Below are 19823 nucleotides of genomic sequence, written 5' to 3'. Positions count from 1 at the left end.
CTCTCGTGAACTCCGACTTGGCGATCGCGCGGAGCGTAAGGCTCAAGAAGATTTGGGATGTGGCGGCCATGGTGGGTTTGAGCCGGGACGAGCTCGAGCTCTATGGCGACCACAAGGCCAAGGTCAAGCTCGACGCCCTCGCCCGGCGGGCGGATGCGCCGCTCGGGAAGTACGTGGTGGTGACCGGGATCACCCCGACCCCGCTCGGGGAAGGGAAGACGGTGACCGCGATCGGCCTCGCCCAGGCCTTGTGGCGGTTGGGGAAGACGTCGGTGGTGTGCCTGCGCCAGCCGTCGCTCGGGCCGGTGTTCGGGATCAAGGGCGGCGCCGCCGGCGGCGGCCGTTCCCAGATCCTGCCTATGGAGGACCTCAACCTCCACCTCACCGGCGACTTCCACGCCGTGTCCATCGCCCACAACCTGGCGTGCGCGTTCCTCGACAACCACCTCTATCGGGGCAACGCCCTGGACATCGACCCCGAGGAGATCGTGCTCCGCCGGGTCGTGGACCTGTGCGATCGGTGGGCCCTGGAGGACGTGATCGTGGGCCTCGCCGGCCACGTGCGCCGAACCGGGTTCGACATCACCCCGACCTCGGAGCTGATGGCCATCCTCGCCCTGACCGACGGGCTAGCCGACATGCGGGCCCGCATCGGACGGATGGTGGTGGCGTTTGCCCGGGATGGCCGACCGGTGACGTGCGAGGACCTCAGGGCAGCTGGGGCGATGGCTGCCCTCTTGCGGGACGCGATCAAGCCGAACCTCCTCCAGACCCTGGAGGGGACGCCGGCGTTCATCCACGCCGGGCCGTTCGCCAACATCGCCCACGGGAACTCCTCGGTGCTCGCCGACCAGATCGCCCTGCGGCTTGCCGACCACGTGGTCACTGAGGCCGGGTTTGGCTCGGACATCGGCATGGAGAAGTTCATGAACATCAAGTGCCGGGCGTCCGGGCTCCGCCCGGACGCGGTGGTGCTGGTGGCCACCGTGCGTGCGCTCAAAGCCCACTCCGGCCGGTTCGACGTACGCCCAGGGAAGCCCCTGGACCCTCGGCTTGCTCAGGAGGCCCCGGAGGCGGTGGCCGCGGGGTGCGCGAACCTGGAGAAGCACATCGAGAACGCGCGCGCCTATGGGGTCCCGTGCGTGGTGGCCATCAACCGGTTCGATTCCGATCGGGCATCGGAGATCCAGGTGGTGCGGGAGCGGGCCCTGGCCGCGGGAGCCAGGGCCGCCGTAGAGTGTGCGGCGTGGGCACACGGGGGGGAGGGCGGGACGGCGCTCGCCGAGGCGGTGCTGGCCGCCGCCGAGGAACCGGTGGAGTTCCGGTTTCTGTACGACCTCGACCTTCCCATCGCCGACAAGATCCGGGTTGTGGCCACCCGGATGTACGGGGCGGCAGACGTGGAGTTCACCCCGAGGGCGAAAAGGATGCTCGCCCGCTACACCGACCTCGGCTGGGATGCGTTCCCGGTGTGCATGGCCAAGACCCATCTCTCCCTCTCCCACGATCCGGGGCTTAAGGGGCGGCCGGAAGGGTTCGTGCTCCCGGTGCGGGACATCCGACCGTCGGTTGGGGCCGGGTTCCTGTACGCCCTGTGTGGGGAGATCCGGACCATGCCAGGGCTCCCGTCCCATCCGGCCGGGGAGCGGGTGGACCTGGATGAGGACGGCAACGTGGTAGGGCTCGCGTGATGCGGTCGGAGCTGTGGGCGGTGGGGTCGTTCTTCGGGAAGAAGGGCATGTCCACCGCTGGGCTGGCCCCGGAGCAGGGCCTGGCGGTGCGTTTGGCGGTGTCGACGACGGTGCTGATCCTGCTCGCCGCGCCGAAGCTGCCGGCGCGGGCGCTGGGGATGCTCGCGTTCTACATTGCCCTCAAGCGGGGGAACTGTCGCGGGTGGTGCCGCTCGCGTTTACCACGCCCCTGTGGGGGTTCCTCCTTGGGGTGGTGGCGATCCTGGTCGGGATCGTCTTCCTCAACCTGTAGCGCCCCACAGGGATTGACGGCCAAGCCGGCCCTGCTTATCGTGTGATGGGGAGGTGGGCCGATGGGCAAGCTCCAGGTAGAGCTCCATGTGCACGCGGACGAAGACGGCCTGTGGCTGGAGGATGTGCACACCGGGCAGCATGTGCCCCTGCCTTACGCCTTCGGGCAGTCCCTGGCGGAGGCGCTGGACGCAGTGGGCCAGGAGGAGCTGGCCGAGCGTCTCCTGGTCGTTGTGAACGCGGCCGCGGCGCGAAGGATCCGGGAGGAGGCCAAGCTCCGGTGCATGGACCCGGTTTATTCGAAAGAGGAATGCTGGCGGTGCAAGGAGCTCTTGGAAGAAGACCTGCGGCGCACGTAACGGGCGGTCATCCCGGCTCAGGCCCGTACGCTATGGGATAGCCGGCCTCCCGCCAGTCCTGTTTCCCTCCCGCGTACTCCCACACGTTGTGGAACCCGATCTGCTCGAGTTTGCGGGCGGCCACGGTGCTCGCCGTGCAGGCGAGGTTCGCGCAGTACAGGACGATTTCCTGTTCGGGTTTGAACCGCGCCCTGGCCTCGTGGGCGATGCGTTCGACAGGGATGTTGATCGCCCCGGGGATGTGGCCGCGCGCGTAATCCTCGGGGCCCAGAACCTCGATGAGCACAAAGTTCTCCCCCCGGTCGAGTTTCGCCTTGAGCTCCTCCCGGCCGACCACGCGCGCCATTGCCCCCATTCCTTGCCGCCGAACCATTGTACGCTTGCCTTGGGTTGGCTGGATTCACCGCTGAGCACGCGGCGACCCTCACGCTGGAACCAAACCCCAGCGTTAGAAATGGCGCCAGCCCTGGGCTTCGAGCGGGACCTCCCGCCCATCCAGGAGGACCAGCCACCGGCCGGCCGGGGCGGGCAAGATCTCCCCGACCACGGTCACGGGGGTGCTCGTCTCCGCCGTTACCCGCTCGGCCAAGGCTGGGGCGGCCGCGGCCGGGGCAGTGAAGCAGAGCTCGTAGTCCTCGCCGCCGCCGAGGGCCAGGTCCCACGGTGCCCGGCCGATCCGTTCGGACACTTGGCCCACGGCCATGGAGATGGGTAGGCGGTCCGCGTACAGCTTGACGCCCACCCCGCTCCGATTGCAGACGTGGCTGATGTCGCTCGCCAGGCCGTCGGAGAGGTCGATCATCGCCGTGGCGAGAGCAGACGCAGCGATCACCGCGGACTCGGGCAACCGCGGCGTGGGCGTGAGGTGGCGGGCGATCAGGCCGTCCCGCACGGCTGCGGGCAGGTGGAGGCGTGGGTTGTCCAGAAGGGCGAGCCCGGCCGCGGCGTCGCCGAGAGAGCCGGTGACCAGCACCGCGTCCCCAGGCCGGGCCCCGGCGCGGGTGAGGATGCGCGCGCGGCTCACCTGGCCGAGCAGGCATACGTCGATCACGACCCCGACCGGCGAGCGCGCCGTGTGCCCTCCGACGATCGCCACCCCGAACCGATCCCCTTCCTCACGCAGGCCCCGGTACAGGTCTTCCACCCACGTCACCTCGAGATCGGCCGGCAACGCCAGGGAGACCAGGGCATGGGTCGGCCGCCCGCCCATGGCGGCGATGTCGGAGAGGACGATCGCCAAGCTCCTTCGGCCCAGCGAATGGGGCGGGATGCGGTCGCGCCGGAAATGCACCCCCTCCACCTGGCTGTCCACCTTGGCCAGGACCAGTTCCTCCCCGCCCAGGTCCAGTGCGGCCGCGTCGTCGCCGATCCCCGCCACCACGTCCGGCCGTGCGCTCGCCACGATCCGGCTCAACCGTTCGATGAGCAGGAACTGCCCAAGGTCGGATAGGCGCAACCCTGCTCCTAACGAGCCCCGAGCTTGAGGAGACTTCCGGCGTGGTAGATGTCCAGCGCCACCCGGGGCATGGGCTCGGCGCGGACAACCTTTTCCCCATCGGGCCCTTGGATCTCCCCGGTCTCCAGGTTCAGCGTCACCTGGGGGAGGTCCCGCAGCCGGGCCACCGGCATGTCGGGGAGCAGGAGGAGCGGGAGCCCGGAGTTGATGGCGTTGCGCCTGTAGATGGCCCCGAACGACCGACCCACGATCGCCGCGATCCCCAGGGCGAGGAAGCAGTCCACCGCGTGCTGCCGCGACGAGCCGGCCCCGAAGTTCTCCCCCACGAACAGCACATCCCCAGGCCGGGCCTTCTTCGGGAAGTCCTCCCAGCCCTTCAGGTTTCCGAACGCATAACGGGCCATCTCCTTGGGGTCGGTGATGGCGAGGTGGGCGTTATGGTAGATCTGGTCAGTGTCGATGTCGTCGATCAGTTTCCCCGCCTCATCGGCGATGAGCCATGGCCGTCCCGTGACCACCGTGGGTCGCATCAGTCCCTCCTTTCCCGCGATACCAAACCCATCTTCGTTCGCACCTCGGCGAGCACCTGGGCCAGATCGCGCTTGCAAGGCACACACCCGATCTCCCCTCGCCGGCACCGCTCCTCGACCGCGGCCACCGCCCCCGCGTTGAACGCCTGATGGTAGGCGAAGGCCAGGCACACCTCGGGGTGCCCGCGGTCGGAAGGATGTACACGGGCCGGGTCGGTGACCATGGCCAGCGCCTTGCGCTCGATCTCCCCGGGGTCGGCGGAGAGTGGGATCGTGTTCCCGTAGCTCGTGTGCATGGGGCGGCCGTCGGTGCCCGCCAGGCGGGGCACCGCGCTCAGGATCGGCTGGGGCTCGGGGAACGTGGCCCCGTAGAGGCGGTTGAACGCCCGCGCGATCTGCCGGGTTATCTCAAGATGCGGGAGCTGGTCCTGCCCTACGGGCACCGCGTCCGCCTTGTACACGAGGATGTCCGCCGCCTGGAGGACGGGGTACGCCAGAAGCCCAAGCGACGGCGAGAGCCCGAGCTCCCGCACCTGCTCCTTGTACGTGGGGTTTCGCGCTGCCCGGGCCACGGTGACCAGCATCGCCAGGAGCACGGAGAGCTCGGCGTGCTCGGGCACCGCCGACTGGAGGACGAACGTGCTCCGCTCCGGGTCCAGCCCGGCCCCGAGCCAGTCTAGGAGCACCGCGGCGATGTTCTCCCGAATGCGCTGGGGATGGGTGTAATCGGTGATCAGCACGTGCAGGTCAGCCACCAGGAAGAAGCAGTCGTACTCGTCCTGGAGCCGGGCCCACGTGTTGAGGGTCCCTACCAGATGCCCAAGGTGTCGGGGCCCGGTGGGCCGGTGTCCGGTGAGGATGCGTCCTACCTTTTCCACCCCATGGGGGACCTCCTTCACAGCCGTTCCGGCGAGGTGATCGTTCCGGTGAGGGCCGAGGCGGCGGCGGTGGCTGGGGAGCACAGGTAGGTGGGGCCCTTGCCCTGCTTGCCCGGGAAGTTGCGGTTGCCGGTGGAGAGCTGGACCTCCCCTTCCCCGGTCATCCCGATCTGGCCCTCGGCGCAGCCGGCGCACGCGGGGTGGGACACAACTGCCCCTGCGTCGTACAGGACCTCCAGCCAACCCTCCTTGAGGAGGCGACCCCAGGCCCGGCGGGTGGCGGGAGACACCTTGAGCACCACCCCCGGGGCGACCCGCTTCCCCTTCAGGATCTCCGCCACCAGGCGGATGTCCTCGTAGCGCCCGTTGGTGCAGGAGCCGACGACGATTGTGTGCACCGGCTCCCCCTCGAGGTCGGCCACGTCGTGGACGTTCTCCGGGTTAGGCGGGGCGGAGATCTTGGGCCGGAGGCCGGTGACGTCCAGCTCCACCGTCTCCTCGTACGCCGCGTCCGGATCGGGCACGGGGTAGGCGACGTCGTCCCGGCCCAACGCCCGCACGAACTCCATCACCTCGTCGGATGGCGGGAGGAAGGCGATGATCGCCCCCATCTCCGTGGCCATCGACGCGAGCGTGATCCGGCCTGCCAGGTCCAGGGCATCGGCCGCGGAACCGGTCACCTCCACCGCCCGCCCCAGCGCCCCCCGCGCCCCCAAGCGCCCCACCAAGGCCAGGGTGAGGTCTTTGGCCGTAGTCGGGAACCCGTATCGGCCGTGCAGCACGACCTTCATCGTCGGCGGGACCTCAAACCAGGTGCGCCCGGTGCGGAAGACATAGGCGATGTCCACGTCGCCCATCCCCTGGCCGAACGCCCCCACTGCCCCGAGCACGTTGAGGTGGGAGTCGGTGCCCACCGTCGTGGTTCCGGGGAGGGCGAGGCCCTCCTCCAGGAGCACATGGGAGCCGATGCCCCAGTCCACGTCGTACACGCGGATCCCCTGCTCGCGGGCGAACACGCGGCACACCTGCTGGTTCTGGGCGTAGGCGATGGTGTTGGCCGGGGCGTTGCAGTCGAAGGTGAAGAACGTCTTCTTGGGATCGTCTGCCTTCGCTCCGGGAAATGCCTTGCGGAAGTTCTTGACCACGCTCGCCCCGGCGAAGTCGCGGGCGGTGCGCACGTCGATTCCGAGCCAGATGATCTTCCCTGGGGCGACCTCGTCCCGGGAGTGCGCGGCGAGGATCTTCTCGATCACCGTCTGCCCCATTAGGCCCTCCGTGCGGCCTCGGCGATGGCGCCCGCCATGTCCAGGGTGGACGCCGTTCCGCCCATGTCGTAGGTGCGGACCTTGCCCTCGGCGATGACCTGGGCCACGCCGTGCTCGATCCGCTGGGCCCGCTCCTCCTCGCCCAGCCACGCGAGCATCATCTTCGCCGCGAGGATCGCCGCGGTGGGGTTGACCTTGTACTGGCCCGCATACTTGGGGGCCGAGCCGTGGGTGGGCTCGAAGATGCCGAGCCTCTCCCCGATGTTCCCCGAACAGGCGAACCCGAGCCCCCCTACCATCTGGGCGCACAGGTCGGAGATGATGTCGCCATAAAGGTTCGGGGCGACGAGCACGTCGCTGTTGAACGGGTTCTTGAGGAGCCACATGCACAGGGAGTCGATGTTGGCGTCGTCGAGGGCGATCTCCGGGTAGTCCTTGGCCACCTCACGGGCAACCTCCAGGAACAGGCCGTCCGTGGCCCGGACCACGTTCGCCTTATGGACCACGGTGACCTTCTTGCGTCCGTTCTTCCGGGCGAACTCGAACGCGGCCCGGACGATGCGCTCGGAACCTCGGCGGGTGTTGATCTTGCAGGAGATCGCGTACTGATCGGACGGCAGGTCCGCAAACGGCGCAAATGACTTGGCGAGCCTGCCAAGCGCCTGCGCGAGGTCCGCCGGCACCGGGCGGAACTCGACCCCGGCGTACAGATCCTCTGTGTTCTCCCGAAACACCACAAGGTCGATCCCCTCCTTGTAGTTGAGGGGGTTGCCGGGGTAGGCCTTGCACGGGCGCAAGCAGATGTACAGGTCAAAGAGCTGGCGCATCCGCACGATGGGCGACCGGTACGTCAGGCCCTTGCCCCGCAGGGCCGGGGAGAGCTCGGCCTCGGCATCCTTGGCCGGCTTGGAGGTGATCGCCCCGAACAGGGCCGCGTCGACCACCTTCAGGAGGTCGATCGTCCGCTGGGGCAGGGCATCGCCCTCCTGGCACCAGAACTTCCAGCCCACGTCACCGGGCACGTACTCGGCGTCGAACCCGACCGCGTCGAGCACGATGCGGGCCGCCTCCAGCACCTCCGGCCCGATCCCGTCACCGGGCAGGTATGCGATCCGGTACTCGGCCATTCATGCCTCCTTGACCAGCTTGGCCTTGAGGTAGGGGATAAGGCCCCCCGCGGCCAGGATCTCTTGAACCGCCGCCGGCAACGGTGGGAACCGGTACTCCTTCCCGCCGTGAACGAGCACCCCCCGCTCCACATCGATCCCCACCTTGTCCCCGGACTGGATCACGTCCACCGCTTCCGGGATCTCCAGGGCGAGGAGGCCGGAGTTGATGGCGTTGCGGAAGAAGATGCGGGCGAAGCTCTTGGCCACCACCGCCCCTACCCCGGCTGCGGCGAGGCAGGTCGCGGCCTGCTCCCGGGACGAGCCGCACCCGAAGTTGCGTCCGGCCACGATCACGTCTCCCGGCTTGACCTCGCGGGCGAACTTCGGGTCGAGGTCCTCGAGGGCGTGTTTGGCCATCTCCCCCGGCTCCATCCGGGCGTAGGTGTAGCGCCCGGGGAAGATCACATCCGTGTTCACGTTGTCCCCGTACTTCCAAGCTCGGCCTTGGATCACGTTCCCCTCCTTGGCCCGAGGATGGTACCCGGGCGCCCGCACCCTGCCAAAGACCGGGGTGCACCCGGTCGCGATGACCGACGTATGATCCAGTGACCATGGGGGAGACGACGCCGAAGCTCACCTCACCTACCGCGGTGCGGGATCTCCTGAGCAGTCGGGGCATCCGGCTTCGATCGGAACTGGGGCAACACTTCCTGGTGGACGAGAACATCCTGGGGAAGATCGTGGACCTGACCGAGGCGCAGGGGGATGAGGCCGCGGTGGAGGTGGGGGCCGGGGTGGGGACCCTCACCGTGGCCCTCGCCCCGCGGGTGCGGACGCTCGCCGCCGTGGAGGTGGATCCCCGGCTGATCCCCCTCCTTCGGGAGCAGGTGGCCTCGTTCCCCAACGTGACCGTGGTCTGCGCCGACTTCCGGGCGCTAACCCTGCAGGACTTCGGGGAGCGGCTCCTCGTGGTGGGGAACCTGCCGTACGGGATCACGAGCGCGGTACTCCTCAAGCTCGTCCGCGAACGGGAGGTGATGGACCGGGCGGTGTTCATGGTGCAGCGCGAGGTCGCGGAGAAGCTCGTCGCCCCACCAGGGCCAGAGGTGACCCGGCTTGGGGTGCACCTGCGGGCCTACTACGAGGTGGAGGTCCTGCGGAAGGTCCCCCGGACCGTGTTCTTCCCCGCGCCGGAGGTGGACTCGGACCTGATCCGGTTGCGCCGGCTTCCGACGCCCCGGGTCACGGCGCCGGAGGAGGCGCTGGAGTGGACCCTGGCCGTGCTGTTTTCCGCGCGCCGCAAGACCCTGCGCCGGGCGCTGCTCGGCCGGCTGCCGGCGGCGGAGGTGGACCGGCTCCTCGCTGAGCTTGGACTTGACCCCCAGGTCCGGGGGGAGGCGTTGCCCTTGGGGGCAATGGACCGCCTTGCCCAAGCCCTGGACCGCGCTGGCCTCGTCGGCTGATCCATCCCTGGGGGCCACGCTCCCCCTTGACAGAGGGAGGTGTGCCCGCTAGGATGTTAAACGATTACCGTAAACGGTTAACGGGGACCATGGTGACCATTCGCGACGTGGCAGAGCGGGCGGGGGTATCGGTGGCCACGGTGTCCCACGTGATCAACGGGACCCGCAAGGTGGCCCCGGACACGGCTGAGCGGGTGCGTCGGGCGATGGAGGAGCTCGACTACCAGCCCAATGCGGTGGCCCAGTCGTTGCGCACCCGCGTCACTCATGCGATCGGGGTGGTCGTGTCCGATATTACCAACCCGTTTTTCGCCACTCTCGTCCGCGGTGCGGAGGATGCTGCCGTGGCGGCCGGGTACTCCGTGATCGTCTGCAATAGCGACGAGGACCCCAGCAAAGAGGATTCCTACGTGCGGCTCTTGCTGCGGCGGAGGATGGATGGGCTCCTCATCGCCCCAGTCCGCGATGGAGCAAACCCAGCGGTGCAGGAGCTTGCCGAGCGCCGGATGCCGTTCGTGTTCATCGACCGCAAGGCCTCAGGTGTTCCTGCTGACGCGGTTCTTTCCGACAACATCGGTGGCGCATACCAAGCCACCCGTCACCTCATCGAGCGCGGCCATCGCCGGATCGGGATCGTGCTCGGGATCCCCGGGGCGACGACGACCGAAGAGCGGTTCGCCGGTTACCGCCAGGCCCTGAAACAAGAGGGGATCCCCTGTTCCGAGGAGCTTGTGGCCTGGGGTGGCTATCGGGTTGAGGGGGGCCGCGCGGCAGCGGCGCAGCTTCTTTCGCTCGCCGATCCCCCCACCGCGATCTTCAGCACCAACAACCAGATGACGGTGGGGGTGCTGCGGGAGCTCTTTCTCCGCCGTATCCCAGTCCCCGACAAGGTTGCAGTCGTGAGCTTTGACGACTTGGAATGGGCGGAGATGGTTGTTCCACCCCTGACGGTGGTCGCCCAGCATCCTTATGAGATCGGGCACCGTGCGTTTGAACGCCTGCTCGCGCGCCTCAATGGTTCCGGTGAAGAAGGATTCCGAGAGGTACGCGTCCCAGTGGACCTCCGGGTGCGAGGGTCGACATGAGCCTGTCCAGACGGCAACTGCACGGTGTGTGGGTTGCCATGGTGACCCCCTGGGATGAAGCCCAAGGGGCCCCGCGGCGGGATGCGCTGGCGAGGCTGGCCGACCGGTTTGCGCAGGCAGGTGTTAATGGACTCTTCATCCTGGGGACCACCGGGGAGGGCACCCTCTTAAGCCCCGAGGAGCGCAGGCGCTTCACCGAAGCAGTTCTAGAGGAGGCGAAAGGGAAGCTTCCTGTCATCGTCCACACGGGACACGATCGCACGTCGGTGGCCGTGGAACTCGCGGTGCATGCCAAAGCTGCAGGGGCGGCTGCCGTAGCGGTTTCTGCTCCAGCCCGCTATCACCTGGATGAAGGTGAACTTGAGGCCCATTTCCTCAAGGTCGCCCAGGCCCTCGGGGATTTCCCCGTGCTCCTCTATGACATCCCGTGTGCCACCGGGAACCCATTGAGCGCTGACCTCCTCATCCGCATCAGCGAACAAGCTCCGAACGTGATGGGGGCAAAGGTGAGCCGATCGGATTGGGAGGCGTGGGAGGGGTACTTGGCCCTCGCCGAATCGATGGCCGTGTTTGTGGGGACGGATACGATGTGCCTTCCTGCGCTACCGATGGGCGCGTCCGGGATCGTCTCCGGACCCGCGAACCTTCTGCCCGAGCTCTATGTCCAACTTTATCGCGCAGTCCGCATAGGGGACATCGCCCAGGCCAAGGCGTGTCAAGACTTGATCAGACGGCTATGCCAAGCGGTTCATTACGGCACGCCGCTTGCGTTCATCAAAGAAGGGTTGGAGGTCCTGGGCTGGGCCGTCGGGCCTGCCCTATCGCCGCTGCGGGCCCTTCGTCCGACGGAGCTAGCTGAAATGCGCCAAGCCCTTACACAGCTAAGCGAAGCGACCACTACGGGTGGCGCAAGGAGGTGATCGCCTGGGAGCATCCGAGTAGGAGGACGTGAGGGTGCACATCTTCCGTAGGGGGTGAACGAAATGCGCAAGATCGTATCGTTGGCAATGGGTGCAGTGCTGGTATGGGGGATGGTGGCTCTCGGTGAGGTCATTAAGATCGAGTTCAACACGCTGTTCCACGAGGCAGACGCCAAGGCTATGGAGGAAATCATCGACCTGTTCAACGCAAGCCACACGAACATCCAGGTCGAGCTCATTCAGGGGCGTTGGGCTCAATACTACGCGGAGCTGCGGCTTTCCGTCATCGCCGGCACTCCCCCGCAGCTCGGGATTTGCCACGTGAACAGGCTTGTGGAAGTGGCGGACTACCTGACCCCGCTTGAGGCCTCGCCGGTTGGAAACCTCATCCAGATCGGCGGTATTAACCCCGCTGACTTCCCGAAGGCCACCTGGGACGCCGGGGAGCTCGCCGGCCATCACTACCTCATCCCGCTGGACACGCACGGGTGGGGGCTGTGGTACAACAAGGACATCTTTGTGGCCGCGGGCCTTGATCCGGACAAGCCACCCCAAACGATGGGCGAATTCATGGCCGCGTGCGAGGCCATCAAGGCCGCGGGTTACTACGCGTTCCATCCAGCCGAGGATTCCCTCCCACGCAAGCTGCGCCGAGCTTGGGAGATTTTCTTCTATCAGATGGGGGGAGGGGCTCTTTTCGATGAGGGGTACACGAAGGCCACCTTCAACAACCCGGCGGGCCTCCTCGCCTTGCAGTTCCTCGTGGACATCTTCAACAACTTCGGCTGGAACATCGTGGGCGGCAATGGGTACAACCAGTTCACCGCTGGCAGACTAGGGATGCTGTTCGCCGGGAACTGGTTCTACCCCACAGCCCGGGACAGCGGCGTCAACTGGGGCTATGCTAAGGTCCCCAACTTCTTCGGAACGCCCTACACCTGGGGAGCAAGCCACCAGCTCTCTGTCCCGCTCCAGCCTGCTGGAACCTCGCCCGCCGTGTACCAAGCCACGATGGAGGTCGCCCGCTTCGTCGTCGAACACTCCCACATCTGGACCATGTCGGGTGGCCACATTGCGGCGAATCGGACAGCGCTTAAAAACCCAGCTCTTCTCTCCTCAGATTACTGGACCCGCTCCGGACATCTACTGGATGAGATGATCCAGCAGGGTCTGGTCAAGTTCCCGATCAACCACCCGCGCGGCTCAGAGCTAGAAAAGGCCATCGAGACCTACATTGAACTGGCGGTGAACGGGAAGATCGCGCCCGCAGCGGCTTTGGCCCAAGCAGAAGCGGAGTGCAACAAGATCCTGCAGGGCAGGTAGCATCGAAGCAACGTCGGGGGTGGAGGCGAAGGCCTCCACCCCCGGTTTCCTAACACCCAGATGGAGCAGGATTGGACCGTGAAGAGCAAACTCACGCGATTCCTGTATCGCCACCGGGGAATCGAGGGCATCGTGTATGTTCTCCCGTTTGCCGCCCTATGGGGGGTCTTCCTGGCCTGGCCGGTGGGATATGGGATTTACCTCAGCCTGTTCGAGTGGAATCCCATTAAGGGTTCTCGTTTCGTAGGTTTGGAGAACTACGTTGCCCTCTTTCGCGACGTTCGCTTCCTGAACGCCCTCGCCAACACGTTCAAGTTTGCCGCAATGGCCGTGCCCTTGATCCTTGGCCTGGGGCTGCTGTTTGCCCTGATGCTCTGGAGCTGGGGACGGACCTGCCGGGGGGCAGGTTTCGTCCAAGCCGTGCTGTTCTTCCCCTACCTACTCACCGTCTCCACCGTGGCCATCACGTGGAAATGGATGTTCGATCCCGACTTTGGCCTGGTGACGCACGCGTTCAAGGCCCTGAAGGTCCCCGCCCCTGTATTCCTCACGGAGCCCGCCTGGGCGCTGCCAGCAATCGCCTTTGCCACCGCCTGGTGGCTGAGCGGCTATCGCATGGTCGTATTCCAAGCTGGCCTTGGCGACATCCCCCAGGAACTCTTTGAGGTAGCCTCCATCGACGGAGCGAGATTCCGCCATAAGTTCCTGCACATCATCCTGCCGCTCCTCAAACCGGCCCTCCTTTTCTCCTTGGTCCTGACGATCATCTCCGCCTTCCGTACCTTCGGGCAGGTGTTGATGATGACGGAGGGAGGACCGGGCAGGTCCACAGAAGTCCTTGCCCTCTACCTGTATTGGACCGCCTTCGAGTATTTCAAGATCGGAAAAGCTGCGGCTTCCGGAGTCGTGCTGCTGGCGCTCACGCTGATCCTCACCCTCATCGGGGTCAAGCTATTGGGCCTCAAATCGGAGCTACAATGACGAAGCTCAAAGCCTGGGCACCCTATCTCGTGATGTACGCCATGGCTTTCCTATGGGTGATCCCCACCCTGTGGGTCGCCGAGACCGCGTTTAAACCCAACCCCGACATCTTTTCCATCCCACCGAAATGGGTCCCCTCGCGCTTAACCACAGCCCACATCGCCCAACTTTTCGCAAGCTGGCCTTTCGGGCGCTGGCTTTTGAACAGCTTGATCCTCGCGTCCTTGGTCACCGCGGGCTCCTTATTCGTCTCGACCCTAGCCGCCTTTTCCTTCGCCCGCCTACAGTGGCGCGGGCGCGACGCGGCGTTCTTGACAATTCTCGTGTTCATGCTCCTTCCCATGGAAGTCAGCGTGATACCCTTGTACTTCATGATGATTCGCTTTCGGCTCCTCAACACGATCTACGGCGCTGCCCTACCCATGATCGCCCTCCCCATCGGTGTGTTCCTCCTCCGCCAATTCTTCCTCAACATCCCACGCGATCTTGATGACGCGGCACGCATCGACGGTTGCTCAAGCTTGGGGGTGCTCATCCGAGTTATCATCCCTAACGCCATCCCGGTCTTCGCTGCCTATGGCATGTACATCTTCAACTACGCGTGGAACGAGTTCTTCTGGTCCTTGATTTGCCTGCGGAGCCCTCAAAAGGTCACGCTCCCTGTGGGGTTGAGGCTTATCCAGGGAGCGTTTGAAATCAACTACGGGCTGATCACATCCGCAGCGTTCATGGCTTCTCTCCCATCTCTGATTGTCTTCCTCATCCTTCGACAACGCATCATCCGCGGGATCGCTTTGTCCTCCGGCATCAAAGGCTGACGAGGAGGAGGCATTGGAGACCCTCGACCTGATCCGGCACTACATCCAAGCTCCGCCTTCCCATCCCAGCTGTCACGCCCCGAGCCTCTGTGAGCTGCCGGACGGGGGGCTCCTCCTCGCGTTCTACGCCGGCAGCAGGGAGGGGGCACCGGACTCGGTGGTGCTCGGAGCGCGCTTTGACCCCAAGCGCTCCGCATGGTCACCGCCGGAGGTTTGGGTGGACGTGCCCGGCCGAGCAGTCGCCAATCCCCGAGTTTTCCTGGGCCCGGACGGCGCCGTGTGGCTTCTCGTCGGGATCAACTACGGTCCGCGGTGGTGCAGCGGCGATACCCACCTCTTCCTCAAGCGGAGCTTCGACTTTGGACACACGTGGTATGACCTCGAGCTCTTTTGGGAACAGAAAGGGATTCTTGGGAAGAACAAGCCCCTCCACCTCGGGGCAGTCTGGCTCCTTCCAGTGGAGTGGGAGCGCGAATGGAGCGCGGCATTCCTGCGCTCCGAGGACAACGGAAGGACGTGGGAGGTCGTGGGGGATCTTGCAAAGGAAGCAGGGGCTCATCTGATCCAACCCGCTGTGGTCCCGCTCGCTGACGGGAGGCTCATGGCCTACATGCGGAGCCAGGAGGGCTACATTTTCGCAAGCTACTCCCAGGACCTAGGGAAGACGTGGTCCACCCCTACGCCCACATCCCTTTCCAACAACAACAGTGGGCTCGATATGGTCCGCCTGCGGTCCGGGGTTCTGGCTTTGGCGCACAATCCCACTGGGCTCATGCCATTTCCCATCCCGGTGGAAACGGGGTGGCCGGACCAGTTGCCTGTGGGATTTAACCGATGGGGTCCCCGAAGCCCGCTTTGCCTTTCCTTTTCTCACGACGAAGGCAAGATTTGGCCTTACTCATTGATCCTAGAACAAGGCGAAGGCGAGTATAGTTACCCTGCGATCATTCAAACCGTCGATGGAAACATCCATGTCGCTTATACCCATCGACGGAAGAGCATTGGACACGTGATCATAGAGGAAAGTACAGGCGAAGGCTTGATAAAAAACGCGTAGCGCAACAGAAAAACCGCGAAAGGAGGCCAACATGAAGAAGGGGAGGGTAGGGATTCTCACGTTCTCGGATGGGAGGGAATCGGTTTACCACGAGGTCGAACCGGTCAACCGGCAGTTTCAAGAACGGTTGGCTCAAGCCCTCCAAGCCAGCGGTGAAGTGGACCCCGTGGTTGGCCGGGAGATCATCTGGACCGCGGAGCTCGCCCGGAACGAGGCCGTGCGCCTGGCCCACGAGGGCTGTGAAGTCACCGTCTTCAACTTCGCCGTGTGGAGCTTCCCTCACCTCGCTGCAGTGGCCTGCCGATTCGCCCCCGGGCCATTCCTCCTCTTCTCCAACATCAACCCCCGCTACCCAGGGATGGTGGGGATGCTCGCCGCCGCAGGAGCTTTAGACCAAATCGGCACTTTTCACGGGCGTCTATTCGGGGACATCCGCGACCCCAAGGTCCTGCGCAAGGTCCTCGCGTTCATCCGTGCTGGATCCGCGCTCCATCGTCTTAAGGGCGAGACGTTCGGCCTGTTCGGCGGCCGGCCCATGGGCATGTACACTGCAGTGGCCAACCCGGATCAGTGGATGAGCTTGTTCGGGGTGGACGTGGAGCACATCGACCAGTGGCAGATCGTCCGCCGCGCTGCGGAAGCTCCGGACGAGGAAGTGGAACACGCGTTCCAGTGGCTCTCCGCCAAGGTGGGGAAGATCCGCTACGACGGAAAACAGCTCACCCCGGCGAAACTCAAGCTCCAGATCCGGAGCTACATCGCCGTCCGGGAGATGGCCAGGGCGATGAACCTCGACTTCCTCGGGATCAAGAGCCAGCCTGAGCTCACCGACCACTTCGTGACCATGGACGTGGCCGAGGCGTTCCTCAACGACCCCTACGATTGGAACGGGGCCAAGGAGCCCACCGTGGCCGCCACCGAGGCGGACATGGACGGGGCGCTCACCATGGAGATCCTGAAGCACATCACCGGCGAGCCGGTCCTGTTCGCCGACCTCCGCCACTACGACGAGGAGCTCGGGATCTTCGACCTGTGCAACTCCGGGACCCACCCCACCTACTTTGCCGGCCGCTCCTGCGACCCGCACGACAACCTCCCCAGGGTAGAGTTTCATCCCCAGGGGTTCTACTTCCCGGCCGGGGGGGCGTCGGTCCGCCACATCGCCACCCCGGGGAAGGTGACATTGGCCCGCCTGGCCCGCAGGAACGGTCAATACTGGCTGGCGATCCTGCCCGGGGAGTTCATCGATCTACCCCGCGAAGAAGCCGAGCGCAAGGCGGCGGCGACCCAAGCGGAGTGGCCCCACGCCTTCGCCCGCCTCGCGGTGGGCCCCGACGAGCTCCTCGCCGAGTACGACTCCAACCACATCCACGGCGTGTACGGCGACTGGACCGACGAACTCGTGTGGGTGGCCAAGATGCTGGGGATCCCCTACCGGGTGTTCGCCTGATCCCCCGCGGACCCGCCGAATTCGGGAAGCAACGGGCGCAGGGCCTCATACAGCCGGTGGTACAGGGCGTACCACCGGTCGTATACGGCGTGCCGCTCGGGGTGGGGAAGCACCGGTTCGCTGTACCGCACCCACTCCTGGATCCGTTCGTAGCGGTCCACCAACCCGGTGGCCAGCCCGACCAGAAACGCATCGGCCAACGGGGCCTCGATCCCCTCGGTGGCCGGGGTGCGGATGGCGCGGCCGGTGACGTCGGCGATGATGGACAGCCACAGCGGGGACTTCGCGACCCCACCCACCACCACGGTCTCCCCCCTCAAGGGAAGGCCGATCTCCTCTCCGACCTCGATGGCGTGGCGCAAGGCAAACGCGGTGGCCTCGAGGAGAGCCCGGAACAGGTGGCCCTTGGTGTGGGACAGGGTGAGCCCGACCCAGGCGCCACGCGCGCTCGGGTCCCACAGAGGCGCCCGCTCGCCCATGAAGTAGGGCAACGCCAGAAGCCCCTCGCAACCGGGAGGAACGGCCCGGGCCAGGTCGTCGAGGAGCTGATAGGGGTCCTTCCCCACCTCGGTCCCGCGCGCGACCTCGTCCCGACCCAACTGGTCCCGGAACCAACGGGCCAGGGCCCCGGAGGTCGCCGATCCGCCCCAGGTGTAGAACTTCTCGGTCGCTTCCACCACGTGGGGCATGGACACCAGCTCCCGCGCGAACCCCTCGCCGGCGTGGATCACCCCCCAGCACGTGGAGGTGCCCATCATCGCCACGTTGTCCCCGCGGTGAAGGGCCCCGGCGGCCAGGGTGGCCGTGGGGGCGTCCACCCCACCGGCCAGCACCGGCGTCCCCGGGGCCAGCCCCGCAACCTTCATCCCTTCCTTGGTGACCTCGCCGATCACCTCCCCCGAGGGGACGATCCGCTGGGGCAAGCGGTCGAGGGGGATCCCCAGCGCTTGCGCCATCTCCTCCGACCAGCGGTGTGCGCGAATGTCGTAGAGGCCCCCCAAGTTCCCCGCCGAGGAGTGGTCGATCGCCACCTGGCCGGTGAGGCGCCAGTTGATGTAGGCATTGGGCGGGAGGAACAGGGAGATCCGGGCCCAGTGCTTGGGGTCCACGCGCTTGATCCACAGGAGCTTGGTGTACCCGAAGTAGCTGTCCACCCAGTTGCCGGTGACGTGGAATAGGGCGTCCAGATCCACATGCTCTCGGACCCAATCGACCTCAGCCGTGGCCCGCCGGTCCATCCAGATGATGCACGGCCGGACCGGCTCCATGTAGGCGTCCAGGGGGATCCCGCTCCCGCCGTACAGGGTGCTCACGCACACCCCGGCCACCGCCCGCGGGGAAAGCCCAGGCGTCGCAAGCAGCCTGCGGATCACATTGCATACTGCTTGTAACCACACATCTGGCCACTGCTCGGCCCACAGCGGCTGGGGGTGAAGTACCCCGTACTCCTCCGCGGCTACGGCCACCACCTCACCGGACGGCCGTACCAGCACGCCCTTGGTCGCCTGGGTGCCCACGTCAACCCCGAGCAAGTACTCCTTCATCTTCCCCCCTGTGCCAAGCGATCTTAGCCGAGCGCCATGGTCCCACCCAATCAGGATGGCTTGCGGGCCTCGATCAGCGGGATCCCACCACAACCTCCGCCTTCGGGTATTGCCGTGGGAAATCGGGTGGGGTAGGGTCTGTCCTGTGCCGGAAGCGAAGCTCTTCGCCGAACTCCGGGAACTGTTCCAACGGGAAGGGCGGCTGGTGTGCCTCCCCCCCGACAGGACCGCCGTGTTCGTGGGCGATACCCACGGGGACCGGGAGGCCACCGAGCGCGTCTTCGCCCGGTTCCTGGCCCCGGACCACGTGCTCGTGTTCCTCGGGGACTACGTGGACCGCGGCCCGGACTCGGCCGGGAACCTCCGCCTCCTCCTCGAGGCCAAGGCCGCCCACCCGGACCGGATCGTCCTCCTCATGGGCAACCACGAGGCGTGGGCGGTGGCCCCGTTTTCCCCCGCCGACTTCTGGCAAGCTCTCTCGCCGGCGGAAGAACGAACCCTGGGGGGGATGCTCTCGTTCCTCCCGTTCGCTGCCTACCACCCCGGTGGGGTCCTCGCCGTGCACGGGGCGCTCCCCGATGTAGCCCGCATCGACGACATCGTCCGGATCGAGCTCGGGTCGGCGGACTGGCGGAAGATGACATGGGGGGACTGGGCGGATGCCCCGGGGTACGCCGTTGGTCCCGACCCGTTCGGCCGGCCCACGTTCGGCCGCGACTACTTCGCAGAAGTGGTCGGGCGGCTGGGGCTCAAGGCCCTGGTGCGGTCCCACCAGCCGTCCGCTCCCACGCACCTGTTCCAGGACCGCTGCCTGACCTTGTTCACCTCCCGGGCCTACGGCGGGACCGTGCGCCGGGTGGCCGTGCTCCGGCCGGGGCGGACCATCCGCAACGCCCGCGACCTCGAGCTCGTGGAGCTATGACGCCCAACCGCACCGAAGAGGCCACCGAGCATCGGAAGCCTGAGCTCAGACGCTTGGGCGGAACACCACCGTCCGGTAGTAGCGGAGCTCCTCGATGGAATCGAGGATATCGGGCAGGGCCCGATGCCGTGACGCCTTGCCCTCCGGCAGCGCCTTGTCCGGGTACCACCGCTTGACGAGCTCCTTCACCGTGCTCACGTCCACCTGCCGGTAATTGAGGTGCGCGTTGAGCCGAGGCATGTGCTTGATGAGGAACCGGCGGTCGAAGCACACTGAGCTCCCGGCGAGGGGACACGCCCCGGGTGGGCAATGCGCGGCCACGGACGCCAGCGTCCCTTCCTCGGCCTCGGTCAGGGTGACCCGCGACCGCCGGACCTCGGCCAGGAGCCCAGACGCCTCGTGTTGCCGCCTGGCCCAATCGTCCAGCCCCGCGAGCACGTGCTCCGGCTGATGGATCACGAGGTTCGGCCCCTGGGCGATCACGTTTAGGTCCTTGTCCGTGACGATGGTGGCGATCTCCAGGATGGCACACGTCTCCGGGTCCAGCCCGGTGGTCTCGAGGTCGATCCACACCAGATTGCTCGGGTCTTGCCGTTCCGGCATGCGCGTCCTTTCCCCCGGCCTCCCCGGGTGGGGCGAGGATACTCCGTTCCCCTTAGGTCCGCTGCCGGGTTGCGCGGG

21 protein-coding genes are annotated in these 19823 nt (G+C 66.3%); 12 read left to right on the top strand and 9 right to left on the bottom strand.

The genetic code is table 11. The features are described from left to right. The first annotated feature begins 5 nt into the window (after window positions 1-5). The 3 genes from NUV94_03985 to NUV94_03975 are packed head-to-tail and all read left to right on the top strand — an operon-like array spanning window position 6 to window position 2341. Window positions 6-1691 carry a formate--tetrahydrofolate ligase gene (locus NUV94_03985; protein ID MCR4391944.1) on the top strand — a complete coding sequence of 562 codons (1686 nt, stop codon included), beginning with the start codon at window positions 6-8 and terminating at the stop codon, window positions 1689-1691. Next, complete coding sequence (locus NUV94_03980; protein ID MCR4391943.1) at window positions 1691-2029, top strand: hypothetical protein; 339 nt, start codon at window positions 1691-1693, stop codon at window positions 2027-2029. The genes NUV94_03985 and NUV94_03980 overlap by 1 nt, the downstream gene beginning before the upstream one ends. 15 nt (window positions 2030-2044) lie before the next feature. Then, window positions 2045-2341, top strand: coding sequence for a hypothetical protein (locus tag NUV94_03975; protein ID MCR4391942.1), 297 nt, complete (start codon window positions 2045-2047; stop codon window positions 2339-2341). Window positions 2342-2348: 7 nt separating this feature from the next. Here the strand turns inward: NUV94_03975 and NUV94_03970 are convergent, their stop codons facing one another. From NUV94_03970 to NUV94_03940, 7 genes are all read right to left on the bottom strand, one after another. After that, a complete protein-coding gene (locus NUV94_03970) occupies window positions 2349-2687 on the bottom strand; it encodes a rhodanese-like domain-containing protein (GenBank protein ID MCR4391941.1) in 339 nt (112 codons plus the stop codon). Between the two features lie 102 nt (window positions 2688-2789). Further along, entirely contained in the window at window positions 2790-3797 is a 1008-nt protein-coding gene (thiL, locus tag NUV94_03965) for a thiamine-phosphate kinase (GenBank protein ID MCR4391940.1), read from the bottom strand. An 8-nt stretch (window positions 3798-3805) separates the two neighbouring features. After that, on the bottom strand, window positions 3806-4327 hold the full coding sequence (locus NUV94_03960) for a 3-isopropylmalate dehydratase (protein ID MCR4391939.1): 522 nt from the start codon (window positions 4325-4327) through the stop codon (window positions 3806-3808). Continuing rightward, window positions 4327-5205 carry a tryptophan--tRNA ligase gene (gene trpS / locus NUV94_03955; protein MCR4391938.1) on the bottom strand — a complete coding sequence of 293 codons (879 nt, stop codon included), beginning with the start codon at window positions 5203-5205 and terminating at the stop codon, window positions 4327-4329. Before trpS ends, NUV94_03960 begins: the two co-directional genes overlap by 1 nt. Window positions 5206-5222: 17 nt before the next feature. Beyond that, window positions 5223-6470: an aconitase/3-isopropylmalate dehydratase large subunit family protein gene (locus NUV94_03950; GenBank protein MCR4391937.1), complete on the bottom strand. Its 1248-nt coding sequence runs from the start codon at window positions 6468-6470 to the stop codon at window positions 5223-5225. Next, window positions 6470-7597 carry an isocitrate/isopropylmalate dehydrogenase family protein gene (locus NUV94_03945; protein MCR4391936.1) on the bottom strand — a complete coding sequence of 376 codons (1128 nt, stop codon included), beginning with the start codon at window positions 7595-7597 and terminating at the stop codon, window positions 6470-6472. Before NUV94_03945 ends, NUV94_03950 begins: the two co-directional genes overlap by 1 nt. After that, the gene (locus tag NUV94_03940; GenBank protein ID MCR4391935.1) at window positions 7598-8092 is read right to left on the bottom strand and encodes a 3-isopropylmalate dehydratase; all 495 of its coding nucleotides are present in this window, start codon (window positions 8090-8092) and stop codon (window positions 7598-7600) included. 98 nt (window positions 8093-8190) lie between these two features. On the opposite strand from NUV94_03940, the gene rsmA reads away from it, so the two are divergent. The 8 genes from rsmA (at window position 8191) to NUV94_03900 (ending at window position 16676) form a co-directional block, all read left to right on the top strand. Further along, on the top strand, window positions 8191-9042 hold the full coding sequence (rsmA, locus tag NUV94_03935) for a 16S rRNA (adenine(1518)-N(6)/adenine(1519)-N(6))-dimethyltransferase RsmA (protein ID MCR4391934.1): 852 nt from the start codon (window positions 8191-8193) through the stop codon (window positions 9040-9042). A gap of 92 nt (window positions 9043-9134) precedes the next feature. Beyond that, the gene (locus tag NUV94_03930; GenBank protein ID MCR4391933.1) at window positions 9135-10127 is read left to right on the top strand and encodes a LacI family transcriptional regulator; all 993 of its coding nucleotides are present in this window, start codon (window positions 9135-9137) and stop codon (window positions 10125-10127) included. Next, window positions 10124-11047, top strand: a complete 924-nt coding sequence (locus tag NUV94_03925; GenBank protein MCR4391932.1) for a dihydrodipicolinate synthase family protein — start codon at window positions 10124-10126, stop codon at window positions 11045-11047. The genes NUV94_03930 and NUV94_03925 overlap by 4 nt, the downstream gene beginning before the upstream one ends. A gap of 63 nt (window positions 11048-11110) precedes the next feature. Continuing rightward, complete coding sequence (locus NUV94_03920) at window positions 11111-12370, top strand: extracellular solute-binding protein (GenBank protein ID MCR4391931.1); 1260 nt, start codon at window positions 11111-11113, stop codon at window positions 12368-12370. A gap of 60 nt (window positions 12371-12430) precedes the next feature. Further along, on the top strand, window positions 12431-13351 hold the full coding sequence (locus NUV94_03915; protein MCR4391930.1) for a sugar ABC transporter permease: 921 nt from the start codon (window positions 12431-12433) through the stop codon (window positions 13349-13351). Beyond that, entirely contained in the window at window positions 13348-14169 is an 822-nt protein-coding gene (locus NUV94_03910) for a carbohydrate ABC transporter permease (GenBank protein MCR4391929.1), read from the top strand. The genes NUV94_03915 and NUV94_03910 overlap by 4 nt, the downstream gene beginning before the upstream one ends. A 13-nt stretch (window positions 14170-14182) precedes the next feature. Then, on the top strand, window positions 14183-15226 hold the full coding sequence (locus NUV94_03905; protein MCR4391928.1) for an exo-alpha-sialidase: 1044 nt from the start codon (window positions 14183-14185) through the stop codon (window positions 15224-15226). 31 nt (window positions 15227-15257) lie between these two features. Further along, complete coding sequence (locus NUV94_03900; protein MCR4391927.1) at window positions 15258-16676, top strand: L-fucose/L-arabinose isomerase family protein; 1419 nt, start codon at window positions 15258-15260, stop codon at window positions 16674-16676. Here NUV94_03900 and NUV94_03895 read toward each other — a convergent pair. Then, on the bottom strand, window positions 16658-18220 hold the full coding sequence (locus NUV94_03895) for an FGGY-family carbohydrate kinase (GenBank protein MCR4391926.1): 1563 nt from the start codon (window positions 18218-18220) through the stop codon (window positions 16658-16660). The genes NUV94_03900 and NUV94_03895 overlap by 19 nt on opposite strands. Window positions 18221-18365: 145 nt before the next feature. On the opposite strand from NUV94_03895, the gene NUV94_03890 reads away from it, so the two are divergent. Next, the gene (locus NUV94_03890; protein MCR4391925.1) at window positions 18366-19142 is read left to right on the top strand and encodes a serine/threonine protein phosphatase; all 777 of its coding nucleotides are present in this window, start codon (window positions 18366-18368) and stop codon (window positions 19140-19142) included. A 45-nt stretch (window positions 19143-19187) separates the two neighbouring features. On the opposite strand, the gene orn is transcribed toward NUV94_03890, so the two are convergent. Next, window positions 19188-19745 (bottom strand): oligoribonuclease, encoded by a 558-nt coding sequence (gene orn, locus NUV94_03885; protein MCR4391924.1) that lies wholly within the window; start codon window positions 19743-19745, stop codon window positions 19188-19190. Between the last annotated feature and the right edge of the window lie 78 nt (window positions 19746-19823).

This window comes from Candidatus Acetothermia bacterium (assembly GCA_024653305.1).
Classification (GTDB): domain Bacteria; phylum Bipolaricaulota; class Bipolaricaulia; order Bipolaricaulales; family Bipolaricaulaceae; genus JACIWI01.
This window is presented reverse-complemented; position numbering and strand designations above follow the sequence as displayed.

Excerpts from the sequence above, each read along its gene's own strand:
- NUV94_03910 (MCR4391929.1), top strand. The coding sequence starts at position 13,348 with ATGACGAAGCTCAAAGCCTGGGCACCCTATCTCGTGATGTACGCCATG.
- NUV94_03900 (MCR4391927.1), top strand. The coding sequence starts at position 15,258 with ATGAAGAAGGGGAGGGTAGGGATTCTCACGTTCTCGGATGGGAGGGAA.
- NUV94_03975 (MCR4391942.1), top strand. The coding sequence starts at position 2,045 with ATGGGCAAGCTCCAGGTAGAGCTCCATGTGCACGCGGACGAAGACGGC.
- NUV94_03925 (MCR4391932.1), top strand. The coding sequence starts at position 10,124 with ATGAGCCTGTCCAGACGGCAACTGCACGGTGTGTGGGTTGCCATGGTG.
- NUV94_03920 (MCR4391931.1), top strand. The coding sequence starts at position 11,111 with ATGCGCAAGATCGTATCGTTGGCAATGGGTGCAGTGCTGGTATGGGGG.
- NUV94_03970 (MCR4391941.1), bottom strand. The coding sequence starts at position 2,687 with ATGGCGCGCGTGGTCGGCCGGGAGGAGCTCAAGGCGAAACTCGACCGG.
- rsmA (MCR4391934.1), top strand. The coding sequence starts at position 8,191 with ATGGGGGAGACGACGCCGAAGCTCACCTCACCTACCGCGGTGCGGGAT.
- NUV94_03915 (MCR4391930.1), top strand. The coding sequence starts at position 12,431 with ATGGAGCAGGATTGGACCGTGAAGAGCAAACTCACGCGATTCCTGTAT.
- NUV94_03980 (MCR4391943.1), top strand. The coding sequence starts at position 1,691 with ATGCGGTCGGAGCTGTGGGCGGTGGGGTCGTTCTTCGGGAAGAAGGGC.
- NUV94_03895 (MCR4391926.1), bottom strand. The coding sequence starts at position 18,220 with ATGAAGGAGTACTTGCTCGGGGTTGACGTGGGCACCCAGGCGACCAAG.
- NUV94_03945 (MCR4391936.1), bottom strand. The coding sequence starts at position 7,597 with ATGGCCGAGTACCGGATCGCATACCTGCCCGGTGACGGGATCGGGCCG.
- NUV94_03960 (MCR4391939.1), bottom strand. The coding sequence starts at position 4,327 with ATGCGACCCACGGTGGTCACGGGACGGCCATGGCTCATCGCCGATGAG.
- orn (MCR4391924.1), bottom strand. The coding sequence starts at position 19,745 with ATGCCGGAACGGCAAGACCCGAGCAATCTGGTGTGGATCGACCTCGAG.
- NUV94_03950 (MCR4391937.1), bottom strand. The coding sequence starts at position 6,470 with ATGGGGCAGACGGTGATCGAGAAGATCCTCGCCGCGCACTCCCGGGAC.